Source organism: [Empedobacter] haloabium (assembly GCA_008011715.2).
In the GTDB taxonomy this organism is placed as follows: domain Bacteria; phylum Pseudomonadota; class Gammaproteobacteria; order Burkholderiales; family Burkholderiaceae_D; genus Rugamonas; species Rugamonas haloabia.
Genome location: CP136508.1, coordinates 2,085,198 through 2,110,562 on the forward strand (window position 1 = coordinate 2,085,198; position 25,365 = coordinate 2,110,562).

General features: G+C 66.6%; 25 protein-coding genes. 15 read left to right on the forward strand and 10 right to left on the reverse strand.

Annotated elements, in window-relative coordinates; genetic code table 11:
* Nucleotides 1-101: 101 nt before the first annotated feature.
* Together E7V67_009095 and E7V67_009100 are read right to left on the reverse strand one after the other, a co-directional pair.
* On the reverse strand, nucleotides 102-539 hold the full coding sequence (locus E7V67_009095) for a DUF4019 domain-containing protein (GenBank protein WUR15243.1): 438 nt from the start codon (nucleotides 537-539) through the stop codon (nucleotides 102-104).
* Nucleotides 540-736: 197 nt separating this feature from the next.
* Nucleotides 737-1,012 (reverse strand): hypothetical protein, encoded by a 276-nt coding sequence (locus E7V67_009100; protein WUR15244.1) that lies wholly within the window; start codon nucleotides 1,010-1,012, stop codon nucleotides 737-739.
* Nucleotides 1,013-1,055: 43 nt separating this feature from the next.
* Here E7V67_009100 and E7V67_009105 point away from each other — a divergent pair, with 43 nt between their 5' ends.
* Nucleotides 1,056-3,083 carry a GGDEF domain-containing protein gene (locus tag E7V67_009105; protein ID WUR15245.1) on the forward strand — a complete coding sequence of 676 codons (2,028 nt, stop codon included), beginning with the start codon at nucleotides 1,056-1,058 and terminating at the stop codon, nucleotides 3,081-3,083.
* A gap of 53 nt (nucleotides 3,084-3,136) precedes the next feature.
* On the opposite strand, the gene E7V67_009110 is transcribed toward E7V67_009105, so the two are convergent.
* The 3 genes from E7V67_009110 to E7V67_009120 form a co-directional block, all read right to left on the reverse strand.
* Nucleotides 3,137-3,556 carry a thioredoxin family protein gene (locus E7V67_009110; protein ID WUR15246.1) on the reverse strand — a complete coding sequence of 140 codons (420 nt, stop codon included), beginning with the start codon at nucleotides 3,554-3,556 and terminating at the stop codon, nucleotides 3,137-3,139.
* 28 nt (nucleotides 3,557-3,584) lie between these two features.
* On the reverse strand, nucleotides 3,585-4,625 hold the full coding sequence (locus E7V67_009115; GenBank protein WUR15247.1) for a DJ-1/PfpI family protein: 1,041 nt from the start codon (nucleotides 4,623-4,625) through the stop codon (nucleotides 3,585-3,587).
* A 70-nt stretch (nucleotides 4,626-4,695) separates the two neighbouring features.
* Complete coding sequence (locus E7V67_009120) at nucleotides 4,696-5,712, reverse strand: GlxA family transcriptional regulator (GenBank protein ID WUR15248.1); 1,017 nt, start codon at nucleotides 5,710-5,712, stop codon at nucleotides 4,696-4,698.
* Nucleotides 5,713-5,800: 88 nt separating this feature from the next.
* Between E7V67_009120 and tsaB the strand changes: the two genes are divergently transcribed.
* Genes tsaB through E7V67_009140 form a run of 4 tightly spaced genes read left to right on the forward strand, consistent with a single transcriptional unit; the run spans nucleotide 5,801 to nucleotide 8,981 of the window.
* Nucleotides 5,801-6,505 (forward strand): tRNA (adenosine(37)-N6)-threonylcarbamoyltransferase complex dimerization subunit type 1 TsaB, encoded by a 705-nt coding sequence (gene tsaB / locus E7V67_009125; GenBank protein WUR15249.1) that lies wholly within the window; start codon nucleotides 5,801-5,803, stop codon nucleotides 6,503-6,505.
* 10 nt (nucleotides 6,506-6,515) lie between these two features.
* Complete coding sequence (gene rimI, locus E7V67_009130) at nucleotides 6,516-6,992, forward strand: ribosomal protein S18-alanine N-acetyltransferase (GenBank protein ID WUR15250.1); 477 nt, start codon at nucleotides 6,516-6,518, stop codon at nucleotides 6,990-6,992.
* The gene (locus E7V67_009135) at nucleotides 6,989-7,996 is read left to right on the forward strand and encodes a uracil-DNA glycosylase (GenBank protein ID WUR15251.1); all 1,008 of its coding nucleotides are present in this window, start codon (nucleotides 6,989-6,991) and stop codon (nucleotides 7,994-7,996) included. The genes rimI and E7V67_009135 overlap by 4 nt, the downstream gene beginning before the upstream one ends.
* Nucleotides 7,980-8,981 (forward strand): DUF1853 family protein, encoded by a 1,002-nt coding sequence (locus E7V67_009140; GenBank protein ID WUR15252.1) that lies wholly within the window; start codon nucleotides 7,980-7,982, stop codon nucleotides 8,979-8,981. Before E7V67_009135 ends, E7V67_009140 begins: the two co-directional genes overlap by 17 nt.
* An 18-nt stretch (nucleotides 8,982-8,999) precedes the next feature.
* Here the strand turns inward: E7V67_009140 and lplT are convergent, their stop codons facing one another.
* A complete protein-coding gene (lplT, locus tag E7V67_009145; protein WUR15253.1) occupies nucleotides 9,000-10,262 on the reverse strand; it encodes a lysophospholipid transporter LplT in 1,263 nt (420 codons plus the stop codon).
* Nucleotides 10,263-10,426: 164 nt separating this feature from the next.
* On the opposite strand from lplT, the gene alr reads away from it, so the two are divergent.
* The 4 genes from alr (at nucleotide 10,427) to fliD (ending at nucleotide 14,933) form a co-directional block, all read left to right on the forward strand.
* Nucleotides 10,427-11,527 (forward strand): alanine racemase, encoded by a 1,101-nt coding sequence (alr, locus tag E7V67_009150; GenBank protein WUR15254.1) that lies wholly within the window; start codon nucleotides 10,427-10,429, stop codon nucleotides 11,525-11,527.
* Nucleotides 11,528-11,574: 47 nt separating this feature from the next.
* The gene (gene radA / locus E7V67_009155; protein ID WUR15255.1) at nucleotides 11,575-12,951 is read left to right on the forward strand and encodes a DNA repair protein RadA; all 1,377 of its coding nucleotides are present in this window, start codon (nucleotides 11,575-11,577) and stop codon (nucleotides 12,949-12,951) included.
* Between the two features lie 66 nt (nucleotides 12,952-13,017).
* Nucleotides 13,018-13,338 carry a PilZ domain-containing protein gene (locus E7V67_009160; protein WUR15256.1) on the forward strand — a complete coding sequence of 107 codons (321 nt, stop codon included), beginning with the start codon at nucleotides 13,018-13,020 and terminating at the stop codon, nucleotides 13,336-13,338.
* Nucleotides 13,339-13,460: 122 nt separating this feature from the next.
* Nucleotides 13,461-14,933: a flagellar filament capping protein FliD gene (gene fliD / locus E7V67_009165; GenBank protein WUR15257.1), complete on the forward strand. Its 1,473-nt coding sequence runs from the start codon at nucleotides 13,461-13,463 to the stop codon at nucleotides 14,931-14,933.
* Between the two features lie 40 nt (nucleotides 14,934-14,973).
* Here fliD and E7V67_009170 read toward each other — a convergent pair whose 3' ends face one another.
* The 4 genes from E7V67_009170 to ppk1 form a co-directional block, all read right to left on the reverse strand.
* Nucleotides 14,974-15,657 carry a transposase gene (locus E7V67_009170; protein WUR15258.1) on the reverse strand — a complete coding sequence of 228 codons (684 nt, stop codon included), beginning with the start codon at nucleotides 15,655-15,657 and terminating at the stop codon, nucleotides 14,974-14,976.
* A gap of 36 nt (nucleotides 15,658-15,693) precedes the next feature.
* Nucleotides 15,694-16,743, reverse strand: coding sequence for a patatin-like phospholipase family protein (locus E7V67_009175; protein WUR15259.1), 1,050 nt, complete (start codon nucleotides 16,741-16,743; stop codon nucleotides 15,694-15,696).
* A gap of 419 nt (nucleotides 16,744-17,162) precedes the next feature.
* Nucleotides 17,163-17,621, reverse strand: coding sequence for a phosphohistidine phosphatase SixA (gene sixA / locus E7V67_009180; GenBank protein WUR15260.1), 459 nt, complete (start codon nucleotides 17,619-17,621; stop codon nucleotides 17,163-17,165).
* Nucleotides 17,622-17,642: 21 nt separating this feature from the next.
* Nucleotides 17,643-19,769, reverse strand: a complete 2,127-nt coding sequence (gene ppk1, locus E7V67_009185) for a polyphosphate kinase 1 (GenBank protein WUR15261.1) — start codon at nucleotides 19,767-19,769, stop codon at nucleotides 17,643-17,645.
* 291 nt (nucleotides 19,770-20,060) lie between these two features.
* Between ppk1 and pstS the strand changes: the two genes are divergently transcribed.
* The 6 genes from pstS to phoB all read left to right on the forward strand — a co-directional run bounded on the left by pstS (nucleotide 20,061) and on the right by phoB (nucleotide 25,365).
* Nucleotides 20,061-21,104, forward strand: a complete 1,044-nt coding sequence (pstS, locus tag E7V67_009190) for a phosphate ABC transporter substrate-binding protein PstS (protein WUR15262.1) — start codon at nucleotides 20,061-20,063, stop codon at nucleotides 21,102-21,104.
* 121 nt (nucleotides 21,105-21,225) lie between these two features.
* Nucleotides 21,226-22,239 carry a phosphate ABC transporter permease subunit PstC gene (gene pstC, locus E7V67_009195; protein WUR15263.1) on the forward strand — a complete coding sequence of 338 codons (1,014 nt, stop codon included), beginning with the start codon at nucleotides 21,226-21,228 and terminating at the stop codon, nucleotides 22,237-22,239.
* Complete coding sequence (gene pstA / locus E7V67_009200) at nucleotides 22,239-23,096, forward strand: phosphate ABC transporter permease PstA (protein WUR15264.1); 858 nt, start codon at nucleotides 22,239-22,241, stop codon at nucleotides 23,094-23,096. The genes pstC and pstA overlap by 1 nt, the downstream gene beginning before the upstream one ends.
* A gap of 28 nt (nucleotides 23,097-23,124) precedes the next feature.
* Nucleotides 23,125-23,928, forward strand: coding sequence for a phosphate ABC transporter ATP-binding protein PstB (pstB, locus tag E7V67_009205; protein WUR15265.1), 804 nt, complete (start codon nucleotides 23,125-23,127; stop codon nucleotides 23,926-23,928).
* A gap of 27 nt (nucleotides 23,929-23,955) precedes the next feature.
* A complete protein-coding gene (phoU, locus tag E7V67_009210; GenBank protein ID WUR15266.1) occupies nucleotides 23,956-24,663 on the forward strand; it encodes a phosphate signaling complex protein PhoU in 708 nt (235 codons plus the stop codon).
* 9 nt (nucleotides 24,664-24,672) lie between these two features.
* Nucleotides 24,673-25,365, forward strand: a complete 693-nt coding sequence (phoB, locus tag E7V67_009215; protein ID WUR15267.1) for a phosphate regulon transcriptional regulator PhoB — start codon at nucleotides 24,673-24,675, stop codon at nucleotides 25,363-25,365.

A 25,365-nucleotide genomic window follows, 5' to 3' on the forward strand; every position in this document is an offset into this window, starting at 1 on the left:
TTAGGGTCTGTCCCCGCGGGACTGACCCTGGTTTTTATCGCAGGCCTTGGCGTAAGCCTGCGTTGACGCGTACGCGGTGCTTGACACCGGTGTTGCAAACGCTAGCGGATGTAGTAGCCCGACACCCGCCAGCTGCCATCGGCCTCGCGCATCGGCGTGACCGTCTCCACCGCCTGCTCCTTGTTGGCGAACTGGGTCGTGTACTGGATCACCACGTACTGGCCGTCCGGCAGCCCCGGCAGCGTCTTCGTGAACGAGGCGGATTTGAGCGCGCGGTCGCCTACCGAGCCGAGCCCGCCGCGCAGTTGGCGCATCGTCGCCTCCCACTGCTGCTGCGGCACGGCGGTGCGGAACGACGCGGCGCCGTCGCGCCAGGACGAGGCGTAGTTGCCGGCGTCGACCTGGGCCAGCCAGCGCTCGGCCGCTTCCTGGGCGTCCGCCACGGATTCCGGTTCCTGCGCCCACGCGGGCGCGGCCAGCAGCGCGGCCGCCAGGACCGCACCATGCCACCGGGACATCGTCGCCATTGCCGTTCGCATCACTACCTCCACCAGGTCGTTGACATGGTGTCATTGTAGCAACCGGCGGCGGGCCTGTCGCCCGCCAACACTTCAGTGCTTCAGTGCCAACTGCTGGCGCGGCGTCGCCACGCAGCCGGAAGCTGCCGACCACCCGGGACAGGCGGCAATGCCGCCAAGTTAAGGATGCAAGACTTACTGGGCCGCAGGCGTATCCTTCAACCCCAGGCCAAAACCGGGGTCAGACCCGCCGGGTCTGACCCCAGCGCTCCGCTTTTGGGTGCAAAGACGTCTGCGGCCGGCTGATAATTAGTCGGCCCGTCTTTCATCCCAGGAAAGCTGTGGTGAAAGTGTGCATTCCGGCAGCCGAAATGGGGCGTCGCAGCGGCGATTGATTGATTTCCATGCGGCAATGGAACATACTGAATCATAATTTCCGACAGCGCCAGGCCAGCCGGCAGCGCCAACTCCGCGCCAGCCGGCGTGTAAGCCATGACCGTTCTTTCCTCGTTTGCTTTTTCGCGCCGCAGGACCCTGGTGAGCGCCGTGCTGCTCGCGGCAATGCTGTGCGCGGCCCCCGTGCGTGCCGACGACGCCGCAGTGCTGGCGGAACTGCGCGCCATCGCGGATTTGTCGTACAGCGCCAATCCGGCCGCCATCAAGCGGCTCGAGGAGCTGCGCGCGACCTTGCCGCCCAACGTGTCCTACCGCGTACAGCGCGAGCTGCTGCTGACGCGCCATTCGCTGCAGCGCGACGCCGGCCAGGCCGAGCAGGCCGGCGAGACGCTGGACACGCTGCGCGAACTGGCACTGGCCAACAATGACCGCGACACCGTGCTGCTGGCCCGGTTGGGACGGGCCGACCGCCTGCTGGACCAGGGCAAGCCGATGCAGGTGCTGGCCTTGCTGGACGCGCTGCGCCCGCAACTCGGCGCGCACCCGCCCCGTCAACTGCAGAACTGGCTGGACCTGGCGTATGGCGACGCCTACAGCGGCACCAGCCAGTTCGACAAGGCACTGAGCCGCTACCTGGCCGTGCTGAGCCGCACCGAAGGAGACGATGTCGCCACGTTGCGCGAGCGGCTGCAAATCATGATGCTGATCAGCCGCTTGTACGTCAACATGAACAATCCGGAGAAGGGCCTGGCGATGGCGACCAACGCGCTGGAGACGTATCGCAGCGTGATGCCGGCGCGGCCCATGGCCTGGCTGCTGTTCGCGCAGGGCACCGCGTATATCTCGCTGGAGCGCAATGCCGAGGGCCTGGCCGCCTTCGAAGCCGCGCTGGCGACGGCCGAGCGGGCCGGCCTGGTGGCAATGGAGGGCGTCATCCTCGGCAACGTCGCCGATCACTACCTGCGCACCAGGCAATACGCCAAGGCGGAGGCGGCGGCGCGCCGCGCGCTGGTCAAATCGGTGCAGGTCAACGACGTCAGCTCGGTCCTGATGGCCAAGGCCAACCTGGGCTTCGCGCTGGGCGGCCAGGGCAAGCTCGATGCCGCACTGCCCTACGTGCGCGAGGTGATCGACGACCTGCGCAGTTCGAATTCGCTGGGCGACCTGGTCAACATGCTGGACGAAACCAGCCGCATGTTCGAAGCGGCCGGCCGCTCGCAGGAGGCATTGCGCTTCGTGCGCGACCAGCAGACGGTGCAGAAAAAGCTGCTGGTGTCGGAACGCGACCAGGCCGTGGCCGCGCTGCAGGAGAAATTCGAGGCGGACCGGCGCCAGCGCCAGATCGACCAGCTGGCGCGCGACAACCAGGTCAAGGACACGGTCATCAGCAACAAGCGCCAGGAGCAGCTGATCATCGCCGTGGCGGCCGCGCTGCTGCTGGTGGCCGGCGTGTTCGTCTACGTGCAGTACCGCCGCGCGCGGCGCGCCAACGCGGAACTGGCGCGCCTGAACGTGCAGCTGGAGTATCACGCCACGCGCGATCCGTTGACGGGCTTGTTCAACCGGCGCGTGTTCACGGAACGCATGCAGCGCCGTGCCGGCCTGCCGGAAGCGGAACGGCGCCAGCAGCGCGGCAGTGGCGTCGACGTGCTGACGATCATCGACATCGACCACTTCAAGTCGATCAACGACCGCTGGGGCCACGCGGTGGGCGACCGCACGCTGGTCGAGGTGGCGCGCCGGCTGACGGAGGCGGTGCGCACCAGCGACATGGTGCTGCGCTGGGGCGGCGAGGAATTCCTCGTGTTCGCGCCGGGCGTGCCGCCGGACCAGGTGGACGGCATGGTCGAGCGCCTGCTGGCGGCGGTCGGCACACTGCCGGTCGACTGCGGCGACGTGCAGGTGCCGGTGAAGATCAGCGCCGGCGCCGTGCCGATGCCGTTCTGCGATCTGCCCGAAACGCAGTTCAGCTGGGAGAAGGCGGTCCAGCTGGCGGACATGGGGCTGTACCACGCCAAGACGCACGGCCGCAACCGCGCGGTGGTCGTCGGCGGGCTGGCCGAACCCGTGCGCGGCGCGCTGGCGCAGACCGAGAGCGATTTCGACGCCGCCGTGGCGCAGGGTGTCGTGCAAGTGGCCGTGGTGCCGGGACCGGACAGCGCGGCCTGAAACGAGCGACCGTTCTGTGCAGCCCGGAAATCCTTAGCTTGGCGGCATTTCGATCACGCCCCCATCAACACCCGCAAATTGCAGTCGCGCTGCCAGTCGCGCCGCTCGGCGCTGCTGTCGGCCAGCCGCCGCAGCTCGGCGGGATCGGTCGCGGCGATGGTCTGGATCAGCCGGTGCGCCACGTTCGGGTCGGGCAGCATCGTGCCGAAGAACGCGACGGTTTCATGATGCTGGATCAGGAGGGTAGGGAAGTTCTCGACATCCAGGTCGCCAACCAGATCGGCGTGGTCCTCGATGTCGACCCACAGGAAGTATTTCTCGGGATTGCGCTGGGCCAGTTCCTCGAAGGCGGTGCGGTAGCTGGCGCACGTGCCGCACCAAGCCGCGCACAGGCAGGCCACGATCAGGTGGTCCTGCGCCAGCGCGGCGGCCACTTCGGCGCGGTTGTCGGCTTGTAGGGTAGTGCTGTGCATGCGCCTATTGTACAGCGAACGCGCGGCGCTAACCGCCCGGCGCCGCGGCCGCCGCTGGCAGGCGGACGATGCCCAGCCGTACCTCGTGCAGCTGTGGCGTCCCGGCTACCGGCGTCACCTGCAGCGTCTCTTCCCACGGATGGCCGTCGCCGTCGGTGAAGCGCCAGCGGTGGCCCGGCGACGCCGTGAACGGCGGTTGCATGCCCATCTGCTGGCGCTCGGCGGCCAGCGACGTGTCGATCCGCGCCGCCAGTGCCGTGCTGTCCAGGCTCGAGCGCACATGCCAGACGTACTGCCAGCGTCGCTCGTCGCCTTCCGTGCTGACCAGCGTTTCGATGCGGCCGGCATCGCCCAGGTCGGAATCGGCCACGGTCTGGTGCATCAGGTGGAACGCCCGCAGGCCCGGCAGGAAGCTGCCCTCCGGTTGCCAGTTGTATTCCAGGGCCTCGGCCACGAATTGCGCCTTGCCGCGGCCTTTCAGTCGCGTCACCACGTGCAGTGCGCCGTCGATGCCGGCGGACAGTCCACCCGTCGTCACGACACGGCCGCTGTCCACGACGCGCGCATCGCGCACGACCTGGATGCGCGGGTGGGCCTGGCGCAGTTTGTCGACGTTGTCGGCCGTGGTGGTGGCGCGCAGGCCGTCCAGCAGGCCTGCATTGGCCAGCGTGAAGGCGCCGTTGCAGACCCCGAGCAGCAGCTCGCCGCGCGCCTGGCGCGTGCGCAGCCAGGCGTGGGTCGCGGCATCCTTGACGACGGGGCCAATGCCCCCGCCCGGCACCACGATGGCATCCACGGCAGGCGCGTCGGCGTAGCTGTAGGTCGGCGCGATCTTCATGCCGCCGCCGCTCGTCACGCTCTTGCCGTCCGGGCTGACGGTAACGACATCCATGCCGGCGGTCAGGAAGATCTCGAAGGGCCCCGAGAAATCGATGATGTCGACACCGTCGAACAACACGATGGCGATCTTCTTGTCCGGATTGGGCACGACCGCCCCGGCATGGGCGCTGTCTTGCGTCAGCCCGAGCACGGCCAGGATGAGCAGCAGCAGATGGCAAATGGAACGCATGAATTCCCCTTGAGCAAGCAATATGATGTGCGCACAGGGTAGGGCAAGCGGCGCCTGCCGCCAATGACAATCAGCCCAGCTTTTCTGCCAACCGCTCGTTCGCGGCGGCGCTGCGAAAACGCGCCCTGAACGCCGTCGGGGACGTGTTGACGTGCCGCTGGAATGCGCTGCGCATCGCTTCGTCCGACTGAAAGCCGCAGCGCTTGGCCACCTGCGTCACCGGCAGGTCGCCTTCGGACAACAGCCGGCGAGCCTCGTCGATACGCAGCATCAGCACGTATTTCCCGGGCGTCGTGCCCAGCGCCGCGGTGAAGCGGCGCACGAAGTTGCGTGGACTCATGGCCAGGCGCGCGGCCAGCACGTCCACGCACAGGTCGTCGGCCAGGTGCTCGGCGATCCATTGGGTAAGGCTGGCGAAGCGCTCGGCCGCGCTGCCCGTGGTGTCGTGCAGCAGCCGGGTGCTGAACTGGGCCTGGCCGCCGGGCCGCTTCATGAACACCACCAGCTCGCGCGCGACGGCGCGCGCCAGTGCGGCGCCCAGGTCGCGTTCGACCAGGGCCAGCGCGAAATCGATGCCGGCCGTGATGCCGGCCGAGGTATGGTACTTGCCCGCGCTGACGAACAGCGCGTCGCGCTCGATGGCGACCGCCGGGAAGCGGGCCGCCAGCTCGTCGAAGTGCGCCCAGTGGGTGGTCACGCGCTGGTGGTCCAAGAGCCCGGTCGCGGCCAGCGCAAAGGCGCCAGTGCAGATCGAACCCACCCGCTCCGTGCGGGCGCACAGCGTGGCCAGCGCCGCGATCAGCGCCGCGTTGCCGGCCCACGCGCGCGCGCCGCGCCCACCTGCGACCAGCAGGGTATCGGCCTGCGGCGCATCGCCGATCCCATGCGTGGCGTGCAGCGCAATGCCCGATGTCGTCATCAGCGGCCCGGCCTCCGGCCCGGCCAGCGTGACGACATAAGGCCTGGGCCGGCCGCCGGCTTCCACGATGTCGCTGGCGATGGTGAACACGTCCAGCGCGCCGGTGACGTCGAGCATCTGGGCAGGCGGCAACCCGAGGATGACGATGCGGTGCGGCGGCTGGTGCATGGGCGAGGCGGGCGAGAGGAAGGTAGCGGCATTCTAACGCGTCCACGTGCCGCTGGGCCATGGCGGCCGCGCAGGGTAAAATAGCCGGATGTCTGCCTCCACCGTTACCTTGATTGCAATTGAAACGTCGTCCGAACCCGCCTCCTGCGCGCTGCTGCGGGGCGGCACCGTCACGTGGCGCGAGTCGTCCGGCGTGCGCACCCATTCGCAGGCCGTGCTGCCGATGATCCAGGAGCTGCTGGCCGAGGCGGGCATCGCGCTGGCCGATTGCGACGCCATCGCCTACGGTGCCGGTCCCGGCTCGTTTACCGGCGTGCGCACCGCCTGCGGCATCGCCCAGGGCCTCGGGTTCGGCGCCGGCAAGCCACTGCTGCCCGTCGTCACGCTCGATGCGATGGCGCTGGCCTGCCACGAAAAACACGGCGCTGCCGACGTGCTGGCGGTGCTGGACGCGCGCATGAACGAAGTCTACTGGGCGCAGTACCGCATCGACGGTGGCGTGCCCGTCGTCACCCAGGCAGCCGCGCTGTCGGCCCCGCAGGACGTGCGCCCCAGCGGCGCCCCTGCCGTCTGCGGCAACGGTATCGCCGCCTATGCCGAGGCGTTCGGCACGGCATGCGCGGGCGCCGACACGGCCATCGTGCCGCATGCCGTGCAGGTGGCCCGGCTGGGCGCCATCGCACTGACGGCGGGGCAGGGCGTGCCGGCGGCCGAGGCGCAACCGCTCTACCTGCGCAACAAGGTCGCCTACACGAAGGCCGAGCGCGCCGAGATGAACGGGGCGGCGGCATGAGGGCGCCGCGATGAAGCATTCGCCTGCCTGGGACCTGGCGCGGCTGGTGTACGAGCCGATGCAGGTGACCGACCTGGCCGACGTCGTCGCCGTCGAGCAGAGCGTCTACCCGCATCCGTGGACACGCACCAATTTCGCCGACTCCCTGAAGAACGGCTACCAGGCCTGGGTGCTGCGCAATCCCGCACGCGAACTGCTGGGCTATTTCCTCGTGATGGGGGTGGTCGACGAGGCCCATCTGCTGAACGTGGCCGTGGCCGCGCCGTGGCAGGGTCAGGGCCTGGGCCGCTTCCTGCTGAACCAGTCGGCCGCCTGCGCGCGCGGGCTGGGCATGGAATCGATGCTGCTCGAGGTGCGCCCGTCCAATGTGCGCGCGCTGGAAATCTACCGCCGCTACGGCTTTACCGAGATCGGCCGGCGCAAGGGCTATTATCCGGCCGCGAACGGCACACGCGAGGATGCCATCGTGATGCGGATCGCGCTATGAGCGAGCTGTCGCAGCGCAGTGCCGTGTTCCTGGATGCGATGGGCGTGGGGCCGCAATGGCTGTTGCGCGACCGGCCCGCGCGCGTGCCGGAGATGGCCGATGAAGTGATGGCCGATGAAGTGATGGCCGATAACGTGAGGACCGATGACGTGATGACCGGCGGCGCGATGGCCGAGCAAGTCGACGTCGCGGCGACCGAACCCGTGCCGGCACCCGCGGCGATGCCGCCATCCGTGGCGCCGGCGGCCGACACCGCCTGGTTCGACAACGCGCCGCCGGCGCCCTCGACGGCGCCGGCACTGAAGCAGCCGGCCAAGAAGATCGAGCCCGCCCGCACGCAGGTTCCCAGCGCCAGCGAGGACACGGCCTGGTTCGACGCCGTGCCGGCGCCGGCCGCGCGTCCCGCCGCCACGAGCGCGGCCCGCGCCGCCACGGACGAGGAAATCGCATCGATGGACTGGCGCGAGCTGCAGTCCGCCGTGCGCCGCTGCACCCGCTGCGACCTGTGCCACACGCGCCGCGCGGCCGTGCCGGGCCGCGGCGACGAGGCCGCGCGCTGGCTCGTGCTGGGCCCCGCGCCGACGACGGCGGACGAAGACGAGGCAACCGCGTTCGCCGGCGACCCGGGCCAGCTGCTGGAGAACATGCTGCGCGCCGTCGACCTCTCGACCGGCGGCGGCGCCTACGTCACCACCCTGGTCAAATGCCGCCCCGCCGATGACGCGGGCGTGGACCGGCTGCCGACCCCAAGCGAACTGGCGGCCTGCCGGCCCTACCTGCAGCGCGAACTGGAGCTGACCGAGGCCGGGCTGGTGCTGACCCTGGGCGGCGTCACGGCCAAGGCGCTGCTGGGCGCGGCCGCGCGCGGCAAGGTGCTGCGCCATGGCGAGCTGCCCGTCGTGGCGACATTCCACCCGGCCGACCTGCTGCGCCGGCCGGAAGACAAAGCCCGGGCCTGGGCCGACCTGTGCCTGGCCCGCTCCGCCCATGCCGGCCGGCGCTGACGCCACCGATTTCACATCCTACCAGGCGCGCTTCGCGCGCCGCTGGGGCCACCTGACGCGCCCGCACGTGCGCGCGCTGGCCTGGCTGCTCGATTCGCCCGACTTGCTGGACCCGGCGGCACCGGCCTGGCAGGGGCGCGTCGCGGCAGGCGGGCCTGCCGATGCGGCGACCGCCGCGTGGCTGGCGCAACTGGAAGCCGATCCGGCCCCGTTGGATGCGGCACTGGGCGCGCGCCACTATTCGCGCCTCGGCCTGTACGCGGAAAAGCTGATGGCCTTCTATTTCGCCCAGCGCGGCGACCTGTTCGCGCATGGCCTGCAGGTACGGGCCGCCAATAACGGCACCGTGGGCGAATTCGACTTCCTGCTCGACACGGGCGCCGGCCTGCGCCATCTCGAGTTCGCCACCAAGTTCTATTTGCTGGACAGCGACGACCCGGGCGGCGATTTCGACCAGCTGGTCGGGCCGAACCTGGCCGACACGCTGGGGCGCAAGCTGCGCAAGATCTTCGGCCAGCAGCTCGAGCTGGCGCGCCATCCGGCCGCGCAGGCGCTGCTGCCGCAACCGGTGATCGCGGCGCAAGCCCTCGTCAAGGGCTGGCTGTTCTATCCGGAAGGGGCGGCGCCGCCGCTGCCCGGCATCGGCCCCGGGCACTGCCGCGCGCGCTGGCATACGCTGAGCGGACTGGCCGCGACGGCGGCAGAACGCCATATCGTCATGCCGCGCCTGCAGTGGCTGGCGCCGTTGCAGGCGCCGGCGCGGCCCGCGCGGGACGGCTCGGTGCCGCCCACGCCGCCGGCGCTGGCGCGCGCGGAACTGCTGACGGTACTGGAACAGAAGTTCGCGCAGGACCGCTCGCCCGTGATGGTGGCGGCGGTGCGCGAAGAAGGGGACTGGCTGGTGGAACAGACGCGCGCGTTCGTGGTGCCGGACGACTGGCCGCAGCGCGCCGCGGAACGGCGCCCGGGACGCAGGGCGCCCTGATCGGTCAGCGCGCCCCGATCAGTGTTTGTGCTCGCCGATCAGCGCCAGCGAATCGTGCTCGCGCTGGTTGGCCGCGTGCAGGCGCATGATGAAGACCATGGTCCCGGCCAGGAACAGGCCGAACAGGATGATGATGACTTGCAGGTCCAGGTGCAGCCGCAGCATCAGCGAATACACGGCCAGCATCGTCAGGATCGACAGGTTCTCGTTGAAGTTCTGCACGGCGATCGAATGGCCGGCGCTCATCAGCACGTGGCCGCGGTGCTGCAGCAGCGCGTTCATCGGCACCACGAAGAAGCCGGACAGGATGCCGATCCCGATCAGCATCGGGTAGGCGATCCACGTACTGTGCACGAACGCCATCGCCATCACCATGAAGCCCATCGCCACGCCCAGCGGGATGACGGACAGCGAGCGGCGCAGCGTGATGAACCTGGCCGACAGCACGGCACCCACCGTGACACCGACGCCGACCAGGCCAACCATCGTCGTCGCCTTTTCATATGTCATGTGCAGGTACTGCTTGGCCCATTCCAGCACGATGAACTGCAGCGTGGCACCGGTGCCCCAGAAAAGCGTGGTGACGGCCAGCGAGATCTGGCCCAGCTTGTCCTTCCACAGGATCACGCAGCAATTGGCGAAATCCTCGATCAGGCGCGCGGGGTTGCGCTCCTGGTGCGGATAGACGCTGCCCGTCAGCGGAATGCGCAGGTTGAACAGGGCGGCGGCGATGTACAGCACGGCCACGACGCACAGCGCCGCTTCGGCGGCGCTGTCGATGCTGGTGTCGAGCAGGGGGAAGTCGAACGAGAGCATCATGGCGCCTACCTTTGCCGACACCAGCGCGCCACCCATCACGGTGCCGAGGATGATCGACGAAATGGTCAGGCCCTCGATCCAGCCATTGGCCGCGACCAGCTTTTCCGGCGGCAGCAACTCGGTCAGGATGCCATATTTGGCGGGCGAGTAAATGGCGGCGCCGATGCCGACGATGGCGTAGGCGGCCAGCGGGTGAATCTGCACGAACAGCAGCGCGCAGCCGAAGATCTTGACCATGTTCGCGATGAACATGACACGACCCTTGGGCAGCGAATCGGCGAAGGCGCCGACGAACGCGGCCAGCAGGACATAGAACAGGACAAACAGAAATTTCAGTAGTGGCGTGATCCACGCTGGCGAGTGCATCCTGGTGAGCAGGTCGATCGCGACGAACAACAATGCGTTGTCCGCCAGCGACGAAAAGAACTGCGCTGCCATGATGGTATAAAAACCACGGTTCATTCTGTGAGCCTGAAAACTGATATCGGCTTGCTTTATACCATGAAAGGTAGGCTTTCCAAAGAAAAGGGGCTGCGCTTTGGAGCGTGCCTTCGAGCCTGCCTGCGGTAACGTCCGGGGGGCTGCCTGCGGTACAATCCGGGCTTCGAAATTTTGCTGGAATTGCCATGCCAAGGCCCATCACCGCCACCGTCCACATCGCATCGATGCAGCACAACCTGGAACGCGCGCGCGCCTGCGCCCCTGGCTCGAAGGCCTGGGCCGTGGTCAAGGCGAACGCCTACGGCCACGGGCTGGAACGGGCCTTGCGCGGCTTCGCCGCCGCCGACGGGCTGGCGCTGATCGAGTTCGACAACGCCGTGCGGCTGCGCGAGATGGGCTGGACCAAGCCGGTGCTGCTGCTGGAAGGCTGGTTCGACGCGGCCGACCTGGCAACGATGGCGCGCCACGACCTGAACGGCGCGGCGCACTGCATGGAGCAGATCGCGCTGCTGGAGGACTTCTGCGCGCGCACGCCGCCGGCGCGCCCCCTGAACGTGCACCTGAAGATGAACACGGGGATGAACCGCCTGGGCTTCAAGCCGGAGCAGTTCGGCGCCGCGTTTGCCCGCCTGCGCGCGATCCCGCACGTGGGCGAGATCACCTTGATGACCCACTTCGCCAATGCCGACGAGGCGAACCACCCGTGCGTCTCGCTGCACCAACAGCTGCGCCGTTTCGCCGAAGGCACGGCCGGGCTGCCGGGACCGCGCAGCATGGCCAATTCGGCCGGCGTGTTCCAGATGCCGGGCATGGGCGATGCGCTGGTGTCGGACTGGATCCGGCCCGGCATCATGCTGTACGGCGGCACGCCGGGCGGCCGCACGGCGGCCGAGTACGGCCTGCGGCCCGCCATGACCTTGGCCTCCACCCTGATCGGCGTGCAGGACATCCAGGCGGGCGACTTCGTCGGCTACGGCAGCCGTTTCGAGGCCGAGGGCGCGATGCGCATCGGCGTGGTGGCCTGCGGCTATGCCGACGGCTACCCGCGCCACGCGCCCACCGGCACGCCGATCCTGGTGGACGGCGTGCGCACCCGCACCGTCGGTCGCGTGTCGATGGACATGCTGGCCGTCGACCTGACGCCGGTGCCGGCGGCTGGCGTGGGCAGCCGCGTGGTGCTGTGGGGCGAGGGCCTGCCGATTGACGATGTGGCAACAGCGGCTGGCACGATCGGCTACGAGTTGATGTGCGCGGTGGCGCCGCGCGTGCCGGTGCTTGAGGATTGAGCTTGCGCCCTCATATATAAAGACACTCAACGATCCAGGACCGCCGCATGGCAAAAGCAAAGACCAACTACACCTGCAGCGAATGCGGCGGCACCAGCACCAAATGGACGGGCCAGTGCCCGGCGTGCCGGCAGTGGAACACGATGGTGGAAACCGTCGTCGAGACGGCCGGCGTGAACCGCTTCTCGCAGGGCCAGCACCAGGCACTGGCGCAGACGGCGCCGGTGCTGTCGCTGCACGAGATCGAGGCGCTCGACGTGCCCCGTTTCGGCACGGGCATCGATGAATTCGACCGCGTGCTGGGCGGTGGCCTGGTGGCCGGCGGCGTCGTGCTGATCGGCGGCGACCCCGGCATCGGCAAATCCACCCTGCTGCTGCAGGCGCTGGCCGAGATGTCGCGCCTGCGCAGCGTGCTGTACGTGTCGGGCGAGGAATCGGGCGCGCAGATCGCGCTGCGCGCCAAGCGCCTGGCCATCGACGCCAGGGATTTCAAACTGCAGGCCGAGATCCAGTTGGAGAAGATCCTCGGCACCTTGGCGGACGTGCGGCCCCAGGTGGCCGTGATCGACTCGATCCAGACCCTGTATTCGGACGCGCTGACGTCCGCGCCGGGCTCGGTGGCGCAGGTGCGCGAATGCGCGGCGCAGCTGACGCGCGTGGCCAAGCAGACCGGCGTGACGATCATCCTGGTCGGCCACGTGACGAAGGAGGGCGCGCTGGCCGGGCCGCGCGTGCTCGAGCACATCGTCGACACGGTGCTGTACTTCGAGGGCGACAGCCATTCCAGCTTCCGCCTGGTGCGCGCCATCAAGAACCGCTTCGGCGCCGTCAACGAGCTGGGCGTGTTCGCGATGACGGAGAAGGGCCTGAAGGGCGTCTCGAATCCGTCCGCGCTCTTCCTGTCGCAGCACGACAACCAGGTGCCCGGTTCCTGCGTGATGGTCACGCAGGAAGGCACCCGGCCGCTGCTGGTGGAGATCCAGGCGCTGGTCGACGCCAGCCATCTGCCGAACGCGCGCCGCCTGTCCGTCGGCCTGGAGCAGAACCGGCTGGCGATGCTGCTGGCCGTATTGCACCGGCATGCCGGCATCGCCGCGTTCGACCAGGACGTGTTCATCAACGCGGTGGGCGGCGTCAAGATCACGGAACCGGCGGCCGACCTGGCGGTGCTGCTGGCGATTAACTCATCGATGCGCAACAAGGCGCTGCCGCGCGGCTTCGTCGTGTTCGGCGAGGTGGGCCTGGCCGGCGAGATCCGGCCGGCGCCGCGCGGGCAGGAGCGTTTGCGCGAGGCCGCCAAGCTGGGCTTTTCCATCGCCATGATCCCAAAGGCCAACGCGCCCAAGCAGCCGATCGAGGGCATGACGATCATTGCCGTCGACCGGATCGACGACGCTTTCAATCGCTTGCGCGAGCTGCAGTGAACAGTTTCCTTCGGGCACGTTAGAATGGCGGTGCTTCCTTAACGAACGTTTGTACAGGTAAAAATAGTGTCAGTCGAACAAAGACAGAGTGCCCGCAAGATCATGCGGACGCGGGCGATGGTCGTGCTGGACGGTGGCCAGCCGATGGGCGCGCGCACCTACGACATCAGCCTGGGCGGCGTGTCCGTCACGACCGAAAAGAAGCTCAATCCGGGCCAGGCCGGGCAGGTCGTGTTCGAGATGCTGGTCGAGGGCAAGCCCCAGCTGATCACGGTGCGTGCGAAGGTCGTGCACTGCATCTTCAGCGGTGACGAGTTCAAGGTCGGCTTCATGTTCCAGCCGCTGGCGCCGGACGTGCTGGCGGCCATCACGCGCTTCATGAAGTAGCAGTAGAAGTAAATAAGGAAAGTGACCAGCGGTATGGATTGGCAATTGATTGCCTGTCTGTTCCGCGCTTTGATTTGCCGGCGGCATGCGATGATGCCGTATTCCGCCACTGGAGCTTGCCCATGAATACCAACGCCAGCAATATCCTGTCTTCCTTGTACGGCAAGACGCCGTCCGCTGCCAGCACGACCTTGTCGCCGACGGTGGCGGCCCGCGTGCAGCAGGCGCTGCAGGGGCAGAAGGGCACGATCGACAAGCTCAACGCCGGGCTGACGCAGGACCAGACGAAATTGTCCGGCCTGGGTCAGCTGCAGAGTGCGCTGGCGGCGTTCGGCGCGCTGGCCGAGGGTATCGGCGGTGCCGGGCTGGCCACGTCGGCCACGGCGTCGGCCCAGGGCGTGCTGACGGCCGCCACCGGCACCGGCGCCAAGGCGGGCACCTACAAGGTGGACGTGCGCCAACTGGCGCAGCACCAGGTGCTGAACAGCGCCACGCAGCCGCTGGCGGACACGAAGATCGGCAGCGGCACGCCCGCCACCGTCCGGATCGACATCGGCACGCTCACGGCGGACGGTTTCAAGGCCGCCGGCGGCAGCGGCAAGACGATCACGATCGACAGCAGCAACAATACGCTGGACGGTATCGCCAAGGCGCTCAAGGAAGCGGGTGTCGATGCGGCGGTGGTCAAGGGCGAGGGCGGCTACTCGCTGCAGGTCAAGGGCAAGGACGGCGCGGCGCAGGCGATCCGCATCGGCGTGACGGGCGACGCGGCGCTGAAGGCGGCCATCGGCTTCGATCCGGCGGCGCCTTCGGGCACCGGCATGCAGCAGGCCCAGGCCGCACAGGATGCGCTGCTGACGGTGGACGGCAAGGAGATCGCCAGCGCCAGCAACAGCGTCGGCACGGCGATCGCCGGCACCACGCTGACGTTGACGGCGGCCGGCAAGACGGATGTCACGGTCAGCCAGGACACGAGCCAGATCGGCAAGAACGTGGCTGCCTTCGTGCAGGGCTACAACGACCTGACGGCGCGGCTGGCCACGCTGCAGGCGGGCGCGCTGAAGGGCGACGCGACGCTGGGCAATATCAGCAGCCAGCTGAGCCAGATGGTCAAGATGGGCGGCGGCCTGGCTGACGCCGGCGTGACCCTGGACGCCAAGGGCCAGATGGTGCTGGACGAGAAGAAGCTGAAAGCGGCGATCGCAGCGGACCCGTCCGCCGTAACGAAGCTGTTTACCAATGAAGGGCGCGGCCTGGCGGACAAGCTGGACAAGAAAATCGACGCGTTCTCGGCCGACGGCGGCGCGCTCGCCCGTTCGCGTACGCAAGTCACACGCGACTACGAGCAGCTGACCGACCGCAAGGAGAAGCTGGCCAAGTCGCTGACGGTGCAGGCGCAGGCGCTGGCGCAGCTGTACACCTGTCTCTTATACACATCTAGATGCAGGAGCAGTCTGGTGGGACGGGGTCGTTGCTGGATTTGCTGGGGTAAGCGTTTCGGCCGTACTGCGCAGCTGGCCTCCCGAAATGGTAGCGATTTGCCTGTCGTGAGCCTGAGACGTATCAAGGCTTGGGGTCTGTCGCTCCGGGACTGACCCCGGTTTTAATCACATACGCCGCGGAGGAAAACCAGGGTCAGTCCCCTGCGGGGACAGACCCTAAGCCTGGAAATTGCGGCGACGCGTTGCCGATGACGCAGTTGCCATTCGCGGCGCGGCGCAGCGCCTTCAGTTCCGTCGCACTCAAGTCTTGTCCAAACAGCCCACAGTATGCGCGGTAGCGTTCGTGCGGATTATCGCCGAGCCCGCTATACAGCGCGTGAGGCGTGAGCAACCCATCCGGCCGCACACCCGCGTTGCCCAGATAACTCGACCAACAATAGTCTTCAGGTCGCCCGACAATCCCTGCACGCACTGGGTTCAGTTCGATGTAGCGCTGACAGACAAGCAAGTAGCGTCCATCGGCAATGGGACTGGATCGATAGCGTCCATCCCACACCGTGCTGCAACGGCGCCGGCGCCGGTTGAGGTATTGGCCGTATTGCTGACCTAGGCCACGGATGAAGTCTGGCAAGCGGTGTACGTCGCGGAACGAGGCTAACAAGTGCACATGATTTGTCATTAATACATATGCATGCAACGAGCATTCCGTACGTCGCGCCTGTTCACCCAGTGTGTCGAGGTAGACGCGGTAGTCCCACTCCCTGAAAAAACACGCTTCCCGATTATGCCCCCGCTGAATCAAATGCAAAGGCACTCCCTGCAGCAACAAGCGTGGCTGGCGCGGCACGACGGTCTCCTGAAAACGACGACCATCCATTCTCCCGCCGCCGTGCAGCCAGCCCTATGCGTCCCCTCAAGCCCGCAACCCCCGCTCCGCAAAGAACACCGGCCCCGTATCGATCGTGGAACGTACGCCGAGGTTGTGGCCGTGCTCGCTTAGCCATTGCTCGGCCGCGGCCACGCCCAGGTCGTGCAGTTGCTCGAGGAACGGCAGCTCGCCGTTGAACTTGCTGGAGACGCCGTAGGTGCCCAGCGTGTCCGTACCGCTGATCAGGTGCAGCCGCAATGGCTCGATGCGCATCGTGGCACCGCGCTGTTCGTCCGGCACGCCGCCCGCGTGCATCAGCGCGCTGATCTCACGCGCGAAGCTGATGTTGAAGGCGATCTCGTGGGCGCGGTTGCTGATGTCGGCCAGGCTGCGCGGCATGCCGGCGCGGGCGATCGGGTTGTTCTGCACGACGAGCACGTCGCGCGTGGCGCGTTCCTGCAGCGGCGCCAGCGGCGGGTTGGCCACGAAGCTGCCGTCCCAGTAGCTCTCGCCGTCCACCTCGACCGCCGCGAACACCGTCGGCAGGCAGGCCGACGCCAGCAGCCGTTGCGCATCCATTTCCTCCCGGCGGAACAGCTTGCCCGTGCCCGTGCGCACATTGGTCGCGGCCACGAACAGCTCCAGCTCGGTGCAGGCGCGCACCCGGCCGAAATCGATCAGGCTGGAAAAAACATTGCGCAGCGGGTTGTGCGTGAGCGGAGTCTGCAGCACCGGCCCCATCAGTACGCCGGCCGCTTCCATCAGGTGGTAGGCCGGCGAGTGCTGCAAGGAGCCGCGACCGGCCAGCAGGTCCAGGGGCGTGGGGCGCAACGGCCCCAGGGCGGCCACCTGGGCCAGCCCCGTCCAGAAGCGCCGCAACGCGGCCTGGGCGCCGCGCCGGCCGCCGCCAAGGGCATAACCGTCGGCCAGCACGGTGGCGTTGACGGCGCCGGAACTGCTGCCGCTGACACAGTCGATGATGACATCCTCGTCCAGCAGGCGGTCCAGCACGCCCCAGGTGAACGCCCCGTAGGTGCCGGCACCCTGCAGGGCCAGGCTGACGGTCCGCGGGCCGTTGGTTTTGACGATATGCAAGGGAACCTCCGTAGTCGGTTGTGTCACGCAAGTGCGTGGAGTTGCCGAAATACTAGCGGAGTTGTCGATGTTGCGGCGCAGCATACGAGCGCAGCGGTGGCACCAAAAATTAAGGCTCCGTCGGCAAACCGTGCGCGGACACGGGCTGCTGCGGAGCCTCGCTCTGGTCGAAGCGTTCGCTATTCTTCGTGATAGCGGTCGGTCAGCTTGTGGTGCGCCCCACGGCTTTCGGACACGATTTCAAATGCGATCAGCGCCACGGTCGCAATGGCGATGCCGATCGTCAGCAGAGTAGGCATGGTATTCCGGGCCACCTTGCGACAGCCCGCTCCCTTGGTTGATACAGTTAAACTGTAGCAGGCCCGATGGCCTTTGCAAGGGCGCCGCGACACATTTTTTACAGCCGAGAATTCACATTCTCACTTGACCAGGTCGGCCGACATCGCCGCCTTCAGGACCACCGGCTCGTCCGCGTCGCGCTGGGTGAACCACCAGGCGCTGGCCTTTTTCATTTCGATGTCCAAGGGTTCGCCCGTCAGCAGCAGCGACGCGACCTGACCGAGAGTCGGCTGGTGGCCGACGATCAGCACCGTCTCGCGGCCGTTCGGCCAGCCCGCGGCCTGCAGGATCGCTTCCGGCTCGGCGCCCGGCACCAGCTCGGCGTTGGTCTTGTACTTGCGGCCCAGTCCCTCGGCCGTCTGCACCGTGCGCACGGCCGGGCTGACGAGGATGCGGCAGTTCTCCGGCAGCTGCGAGTCGAGCCACTTGCCCATGCGCTTGGCCTGCTTCAGGCCCTTGCCGGTCAGGGCCCGTTCCAGGTCCGGCAGGCCTTCATGGCCAGGTTCGGCTTCGGCGTGGCGCCATAAGATCAAGTCCATCCATTCTCCTTGTGGTCGGGGTCACGCGGCGGGCGGGGTCGGCCGCGTGGCCTCGGCCGTTGTCGTGCCCAAGGTCTGCATCAGGTGCTGTTGCGCGCCGAACGGCTGCTGCTTGGCGCGCGGCTTGCGACGCTGGTAGTGGCCGTCCGGCTCCAGCTCCCACGCATTCACATTGTCCTTCAGGTAGGGATTCAGCCCCTCGGCCATTACCCGCCGTTTCAGGCTGCGATCCAGGATCGGGAACGCGACCTCGATGCGGCGGAACAGGTTGCGGTTCATCCAGTCGGCACTGCCCAGGTAGATGTCATGCTGCAGGTCGTTGCGGAAATAGTAGATGCGGCTGTGCTCGAGGAAGCGGCCGATGATCGAGCGCACCCGGATGTTTTCGGACAGGCCCTCGACACCCGGCCTGAGCGTGCAGGCGCCGCGCACGATCAGGTCGATGCGCACGCCGTCCTGCGAGGCCGCGTACAGCGCGCGGATGACCGATTCGTCCACCAGCGCGTTGACCTTGACGATGATGCGCGCCGGCTTGCCCGACTTGGCGATCTTCGCCTCGTTGCGGATCGCCTTGATGATCTGGTCCTGCAGCGCGAACGGTGCCAGCCAGATGTGGTTCAGCTTCTGCGGCTTGGCCAGGCTGGTCAGGTGCATGAACACCTCGTTGACGTCGCGGCCCAGCTCCGGGTTCGAGGTCAACAGGCCGAAGTCCGTATAGAACTTGGTCGTGGTCGGGTGGTAGTTGCCCGTGCCGAGGTGGGCGTAGTAACGCAGCACCGGGTTGTCGTTGCCGCCTTCGCGGCGGATCACCAGTGCGATCTTGGCGTGCGTCTTCAGTCCGACCACGCCGTACACGACCTGGGCGCCCGCCTGTTCCAGCTTGTCGGCCCAGTTGATGTTGGCTTCCTCGTCGAAGCGCGCCATCAGCTCGACCACCACCGTCACTTCCTTGCCCAGGCGCGCGGCCAGGATCAGCGCTTCCATCAGGTCCGAGTTCATGCCGGTGCGGTAGACCGTCTGCTTGATGGCGACGACGCACGGATCGGTGGCGGCCGAGCGGATGAAATCGATCACCGTCTGGAACGACTGGAACGGGTGGTGCAGCAGCATGTCGTGCCGGCGCAGGGTGGCGAAGATGTCGTTGTTGACGGTCTTGTTCAGCACACCCGGGATGAATGGCGGGAAGCGCAGCTCGGGCTTTTTCGTGTGCTCGGCGATCTCGTTCAGGCGCACCAGGTTGACCGGCCCGTCCACCTGGTACAGCCGGGTCTTGTCCAGGTTGAACTGGTCGAGCAGGAACTGCGACAGCTCCGGCGGGCAGTTCTTCGCTACTTCGAGCCGCACCGAGCGGCCGAACTGGCGCCCGGCCAGTTCGCCCTTCAGGGCCTGGCGCAGGTTTTTCACTTCATCCTCGTCCACCCACAGGTCGGAGTCGCGCGTGACGCGGAACTGCGAATAGGCCAGCACTTCGCGCCCGGAGAACAGGTCGGCGACGTGGGCATGGATGATGGAGGAGAGCAGGCAGAACGAGATGCCGGGTTGGTCGGACAGGCCGGCGGGGAGGGGAATGATGCGGGGCAGGACACGGGGCGCCTTGACGATGGCGATCGCGGTGCCGCGCCCGAAGGCATCCTTGCCGGACAGCGCCACGATGAAGTTCAAACTCTTGTTGACCACTTGCGGGAACGGGTGGGCGGGGTCGAGGCCGATCGGTGTCAACAGCGGGCGCACTTCCCGTTCGAAGTAGTCCTTGACCCAGGCCCGTTGCGCCTCGGTGCGCTGGCTGTGCCGCACGATGTGGATGCCGTTCTGTTCCAGCAGGGGCAGCACCTCGGTATTGAGCACTTCATATTGCCGGTTGACCAGCGCATGGCACTCGGCGCTGACGCGGTTCAGGTTGGCTGTCAGCGCCGGGTGTTCCGACAGCACCCCGTCCACGCTGGCCGCCGCCAGCAGGCTCGCCACCCGCACTTCGAAGAATTCGTCCAGGTTGCTGCTGACGATACATAGATAGCGCAGGCGCTCCAGCACGGGAATCGACGGGTCCTCGGCTTGGGCCAGTACGCGGCGGTTGAACGCCAGCTGGGACAATTCGCGGTCGAGAAACAGAGCATGGCGCGCAAGTTCCGCACGAGTTTCAGGCTTCATGGGCTTGTCATTTCTTCTATTCATGTCTACAACTATTTTACCGCCACCGGTGCACGCGTGGGCTGCGTGACAGTGTAGAGATCAAATATGACAACTTCATGACTGCAAGGCTACCGATTATGACAACGGATTCATGCGCCTTCCCAGCTCAGCAATAAGTGCGGCAAGCCGGGCTGTCACGAAATATTTCAGAGAGCGCCATCGATGTCATAAAGCTGTCATATTGAGTCATTACACTCCGTCGCATTCAAACCCGTGGTACTTGTTCAACCTCCCTAGAGGAACTTTGATATGCGTATGAAACAGTTGATGGCCTCCCTCATCGTAGGCGTGTCCGCAGCAATGGCCTTCACGACCGCCGCCGCGGCGGACATTACCGGCGCCGGTGCTACCTTCCCATATCCGATCTACGCCAAGTGGGCCGAAGCCTACAAGGCCGCCACCGGCAACGGCCTGAACTACGCTTCCGTCGGCTCGGGCGCCGGCATCAAGCAGATCAAGGCCAAGACCGTCGACTTCGGCGCTTCCGACAAGCCGCTGAAGGCGGAAGAGCTGGACGAAGCAGGCCTGATGCAGTTCCCCGCCATCATGGGCGGCGTCGTCACCATCGTGAACCTGGACGGCATCGCGCCGGGCCAGATGAAGCTGACCGGCCAGGTCGTGGGCGACATCTACCTGGGCAAGATCACCAAGTGGAACGACCCCGCCATCGCGGCGCTGAACCCGGGCGTGAAACTGCCGGCCGAGGACATCACCGTCGTGCACCGTGCCGACAGCTCGGGCACCTCGTTCCTGTTCACCGACTTCCTGGCCAAGACCAATGCCGAGTTCAAGACCAAGGTCGGCGCCGACGCGGCCGTGAAATGGCCGACCGGCGTGGGCGGCAAGGGTAACGAAGGCGTGGCCGCCAACGTGCAGCGCATCAAGGGCGCGATCGGCTACGTCGAGTGGGCCTACGCCAAGAAGAACAAGATGGCGCACACCCAGCTGAAGAACAAGGATGGCGTGTTCCTGCAGCCGGACGACGAGAACTTCAAGGCCGCCGCCGCCAATGCCGAGTGGACCAAGGCCCCGGGCTTCGGCGTGGTGCTGACCGACCAGCCAGGCAAGGCTTCGTGGCCGATCACGGGCGTGTCGTACATCCTGATGTACAAGCAGCAGGCCGACGCCGCCAAGGGCAAGGAAGTCATCAAGTTCTTCGACTGGGCCTTCGCCAACGGCGACAAGTCGGCCGTCGAACTGGACTTCGTGCCGATGCCCGACACGGTCGTCAAGCAGGTCCAGGCCGCCTGGAAGCAGAACCTGAAGGACGCCTCCGGCAAGGCTCTGTACTAAGTCTCCTCCCGTCCCCTCGTCCCCGAGGGGGCTAGCAGGGCCTCTCGGCACGGTCTCCACCCCCGCTGACGGCAACCGAGATGCCCTGCTAGCTACCTCCACCGAAATCATAAAAATGTCCATGAGTGCAGAAATTTCCACCGTCCCCGTGACGGAGCCGCCGGCCGCGAATGCCGTCTCGCAGGCGGCCATGCTCGGCGTCATGCGCCGCCAGCGCATCCAGGATTTCATCTTCCACAAGGTGACGATGCTGTTTGCGCTGTCGGTGCTGTTCGTCCTGATCGGCATCATCGTCTCGCTGGCGATCGGCGCCATGCCGGCCCTGAAGGAGTTCGGGCCCGGCTTCATCACCCGCGTCGAGTGGGACCCCATCAACGACCAGTATGGCGCGCTGATCGCCATCGTCGGCACGCTCTCGACCGCCGCCATCGCGCTGGTGATCGCCTTCCCCGTCAGCTTCGGCATCGCGCTGTTCCTGACCGAGATCTGCCCGGTGTGGCTGCGCCGCCCGCTGGGCACCGCCGTCGAGCTGCTGGCCGGCGTGCCGTCGATCATCTACGGCATGTGGGGCCTGTTCGTGTTCGCGCCGCTGTTCGGTGACTACGTGCAGCCGTTCCTGAAGTCCACCATCGGCCTGTTGCCGATCATCGGCGAGCTGTTCCGCGGCCCGACGATGGGCATCGGCATCCTGACCGCCGGCCTGATCCTGGCCGTGATGATCATCCCGTTCATCTCCTCGGTGATGCGCGACGTGTTCGAGATCGTGCCGGCCGTGCTGAAGGAGTCGGCCTATGGTCTCGGCTGCACCCGTTGGGAAGTGGTCCGCAAGATCGTGCTGCCGTACACCAAGACGGGCGTGGTCGGCGGCGTCATGCTGGGCCTGGGCCGCGCGCTGGGCGAGACGATGGCCGTCACCTTCGTGATCGGTAACGCCAACAAGCTGTCGGCCTCCCTGTTCGCACCGGGCAACTCGATCGCCTCCACCCTGGCCAACGAATTCGCCGAGGCCGCGACGCCGCTGCACGTGTCGTCGCTGTATTCGCTGGCCCTGATCCTCTTCGTCATCACGTTCATCGTGCTGTCCGCCGCCAAGCTGATGCTGGCGGGGATGTCGCGCAAGGAAGGCGTCAAATAATGCATGCTCCAGTCAACAAGGTTTATCGCAAGCGGCTGCTGCAGCACCGCGTCGGCATCGCGCTGTCCGTATTCGCCATGTCGCTCGGCATCGCCGTGCTGCTGTGGATTCTCGCCACGCTGCTGATCAACGGCTTCCAGGCGCTGTCGCTGTCGCTGTTCACCGAAACCACGCCGGCACCCGGCAGCGAAGGGGGCGGTTTGATGAACGCCATCGTCGGCAGCCTGATGATGGTCGGCCTGTCCACCCTGGTGTCCACGCCGATCGGCATCCTGGCCGGTATCTACCTGGCCGAATACGGCGAGGAGAACAAGCTGGCGCAGGTGACGCGTTTCGTCACCGACATCATGCTGTCGGCGCCGTCGATCGTCATCGGCCTGTTCGTCTACACGCTGTACGTCGCCAACGTGAACCACTTCTCCGGGTATGCCGGGTCGATCGCGCTGTCGCTGATCGCCGTGCCGGTCGTCGTGCGCACCACCGACAACATGCTGCGTCTCGTCCCCAACAGCCTGCTGGAAGCCGCGTTCGCGCTGGGCGCGCCGCGCTGGAAGGTGGCGATGATGGTGCGCCTGCGCGCCGTGAAGGCGGGCGTGGTGACGGGCGTGCTGCTGGCCGTGGCCCGCGTCTCCGGCGAGACCGCGCCCCTGCTGTTCACGGCCCTGAACAACCAGTTCTTCAACGCCGACATGAACAAGCCGATGGCCAACCTGCCGTACGTGATCTACCAGTTCGCGATGAGCCCCTACGACAACTGGCGCGCACTGGCCTGGGGCGGCGCGCTGCTGGTGACGTTCTCCGTGCTGGCGCTGAACATCCTGTCGCGCACTGTCTTCACCCAGAAAATCCCGAATTGATCGTATGCTGAACCAAGAGACCACCCATATGAACGTTACCAAGCCGGTGCAGGCCGTCGCACCCCAGGCCCGCGCGGCCAGCAAGATCATCGAGATCAAGGGCCTGAATTTCTACTACGGCAAGACGCGCAGCCTGACCAACGTCAACCTGGACATCCACGAGAAGCAGGTCACGGCCTTCATCGGTCCATCGGGCTGCGGCAAGTCGACCCTGCTGCGCACCCTGAACCGCATGTACGACCTGTACCCGGGCCAGCGCGCCGAAGGCACCATCGCCTACCGCGGCCGCAATATCCTGGACGCGGACCAGGACGTGAACATGCTGCGCGCCAAGGTGGGCATGGTGTTCCAGAAGCCGACGCCGTTCCCGATGTCGATCTACGACAATATCGCCTTCGGCGTGCGCCTGTACGAGGACCTGTCCAAGGGCGAGATGGACGAGCGGGTGGAATGGGCGCTGAAGAAGGCCGCGCTGTGGACCGAAGTGAAGGACAAGCTGGGCAAGAGCGGCCTGTCGCTGTCCGGCGGCCAGCAGCAGCGCCTGTGCATCGCGCGCGGCGTGGCGGTGAAGCCGGACGTGCTGCTGCTGGACGAGCCGACCTCCGCGCTGGACCCGATCTCGACCTCCAAGGTGGAAGAGCTGATCAGCGAACTGAAACAGGACTACACGATCGCCATCGTCACGCACAATATGCAGCAGGCGGCGCGCTGCTCGGACTACACGGCCTATATGTACCTGGGCGAACTGGTGGAGTTCGGCGAGACCGACCAGATCTTCATGAACCCGGCGCGCAAGGAAACGCAGGACTACATCACCGGCCGCTTCGGCTGATCGAAAAAGAACAACGGGAGAGCAGCCATGATGGGCGAACATTCATCCAAACAGTATGACCACGACCTGGAAGCGATCCGCTCCAAGGTGCTCCTGATGGGCGGCATGGTCGAGACGCAGTTCCTCGATGCGATGACGTGCTTCCGCATCGGTAACGTCGAGCGCGCCGAGCGCGTGATCCGCGAGGACGACGCCGTCAACCAGCTGGAAGTGCAGCTGGACGACCAGTGCAGCCACCTGATCGTGCGCCGCCAGCCGGCCGCCAACGACCTGCGCACGATCATGGCCACCATCAAGGTGATCACGGACCTGGAGCGCATCGGTGACGAGGCCACCAAGATCGCGCGCACGGCGAAAAGCCTGCATTCGCGCGGCGCCGTGACCGTCAACCATTACGAGATGGTGCGCACCATCGCGACCGCCACCAGCGACATGCTGCACGACGCACTGGACGCGTTCGCCCGCAATGACCATAACCAGGCCTTGCAGCTGATCGCCCAGGACGCCGTGATCGACCACGAGTTCCGTTCCATCATGCGCAACCTGATCACGTTCATGATGGAAGATCCGCGTACAATTTCGGCTGCGCTGGACACGATGTGGGTGGCCAAGGCCATCGAGCGCATCGGCGACCACGCCAAGAACATCGCCGAATACGTCATCTATGTGGTGGAAGGGCGCGACATCCGGCACAGCAAGCCGGCCAGCGTGGCCATCGGACCCGAGGAAAATTAAGTCAGAAACATGGCAGCCGACAAAACGACCGTACTGATTGTGGAAGACGAACCAGCCATTGTCGAGCTGGTGACGTTCTCGCTGCGCGAGGCAGGCTGGAACTGCTGCGCCGTGCAGAGCACCGCCGAGGCCTGGGATTTCATCCATGAGCGCAAGCCGCAGCTGATCCTCCTGGACTGGATGCTGCCCGACCAGAGCGGCCTGCGCCTCCTGGCCCGCATCCGCGGCGACCGCCACTTCGCCGACATTCCCGTCATCATGCTGACGGCGAAAAGCATGGAAGAGGACAAGCTGGCGGGCCTGAACAGCGGCGCCGACGACTACATCACCAAGCCGTTCTCGCCGCGCGAGCTGCTGGCCCGGGCGCGCGCGCTGTTGCGCCGCAAGAGCCCCGAGCATGCCGATTCGGCCATGCGCGCCGGCCCGATCACGCTGGACCCGGTCAGCTGCACCGTCACGATGGGCGAGAACAAGATCGACATCGGCCACGCCGAATACAAGCTCTTGAAGTTCTTCCTGGCCCATCCGGAGCGCGTATTCTCGCGCAGCCAGCTGCTCGACAAGGTGTGGGGCGACCACGTCGTCATCGAGGAGCGCACGGTGGACGTGCACGTGCTGCGGCTGAGGAAGGCCCTGAAGGAGGCGGAGCACCTGATCAAGACGGTGCGCAGCGTGGGCTACATGCTGTCCGAGAAAGCGTAA

Excerpts from the sequence above, each read along its gene's own strand:
- E7V67_009095 (WUR15243.1), bottom strand. The coding sequence starts at position 539 with ATGCGAACGGCAATGGCGACGATGTCCCGGTGGCATGGTGCGGTCCTG.
- E7V67_009100 (WUR15244.1), bottom strand. The coding sequence starts at position 1,012 with ATGGCTTACACGCCGGCTGGCGCGGAGTTGGCGCTGCCGGCTGGCCTG.
- E7V67_009110 (WUR15246.1), bottom strand. The coding sequence starts at position 3,556 with ATGCACAGCACTACCCTACAAGCCGACAACCGCGCCGAAGTGGCCGCC.
- E7V67_009115 (WUR15247.1), bottom strand. The coding sequence starts at position 4,625 with ATGCGTTCCATTTGCCATCTGCTGCTGCTCATCCTGGCCGTGCTCGGG.
- E7V67_009120 (WUR15248.1), bottom strand. The coding sequence starts at position 5,712 with ATGCACCAGCCGCCGCACCGCATCGTCATCCTCGGGTTGCCGCCTGCC.
- tsaB (WUR15249.1), top strand. The coding sequence starts at position 5,801 with ATGTCTGCCTCCACCGTTACCTTGATTGCAATTGAAACGTCGTCCGAA.
- rimI (WUR15250.1), top strand. The coding sequence starts at position 6,516 with ATGAAGCATTCGCCTGCCTGGGACCTGGCGCGGCTGGTGTACGAGCCG.
- E7V67_009135 (WUR15251.1), top strand. The coding sequence starts at position 6,989 with ATGAGCGAGCTGTCGCAGCGCAGTGCCGTGTTCCTGGATGCGATGGGC.
- E7V67_009140 (WUR15252.1), top strand. The coding sequence starts at position 7,980 with ATGCCGGCCGGCGCTGACGCCACCGATTTCACATCCTACCAGGCGCGC.
- lplT (WUR15253.1), bottom strand. The coding sequence starts at position 10,262 with ATGAACCGTGGTTTTTATACCATCATGGCAGCGCAGTTCTTTTCGTCG.
- alr (WUR15254.1), top strand. The coding sequence starts at position 10,427 with ATGCCAAGGCCCATCACCGCCACCGTCCACATCGCATCGATGCAGCAC.
- radA (WUR15255.1), top strand. The coding sequence starts at position 11,575 with ATGGCAAAAGCAAAGACCAACTACACCTGCAGCGAATGCGGCGGCACC.
- fliD (WUR15257.1), top strand. The coding sequence starts at position 13,461 with ATGAATACCAACGCCAGCAATATCCTGTCTTCCTTGTACGGCAAGACG.
- E7V67_009170 (WUR15258.1), bottom strand. The coding sequence starts at position 15,657 with ATGGATGGTCGTCGTTTTCAGGAGACCGTCGTGCCGCGCCAGCCACGC.
- sixA (WUR15260.1), bottom strand. The coding sequence starts at position 17,621 with ATGGACTTGATCTTATGGCGCCACGCCGAAGCCGAACCTGGCCATGAA.
- ppk1 (WUR15261.1), bottom strand. The coding sequence starts at position 19,769 with ATGAAGCCTGAAACTCGTGCGGAACTTGCGCGCCATGCTCTGTTTCTC.
- pstS (WUR15262.1), top strand. The coding sequence starts at position 20,061 with ATGCGTATGAAACAGTTGATGGCCTCCCTCATCGTAGGCGTGTCCGCA.
- pstC (WUR15263.1), top strand. The coding sequence starts at position 21,226 with ATGAGTGCAGAAATTTCCACCGTCCCCGTGACGGAGCCGCCGGCCGCG.
- pstA (WUR15264.1), top strand. The coding sequence starts at position 22,239 with ATGCATGCTCCAGTCAACAAGGTTTATCGCAAGCGGCTGCTGCAGCAC.
- pstB (WUR15265.1), top strand. The coding sequence starts at position 23,125 with ATGAACGTTACCAAGCCGGTGCAGGCCGTCGCACCCCAGGCCCGCGCG.
- phoU (WUR15266.1), top strand. The coding sequence starts at position 23,956 with ATGATGGGCGAACATTCATCCAAACAGTATGACCACGACCTGGAAGCG.
- phoB (WUR15267.1), top strand. The coding sequence starts at position 24,673 with ATGGCAGCCGACAAAACGACCGTACTGATTGTGGAAGACGAACCAGCC.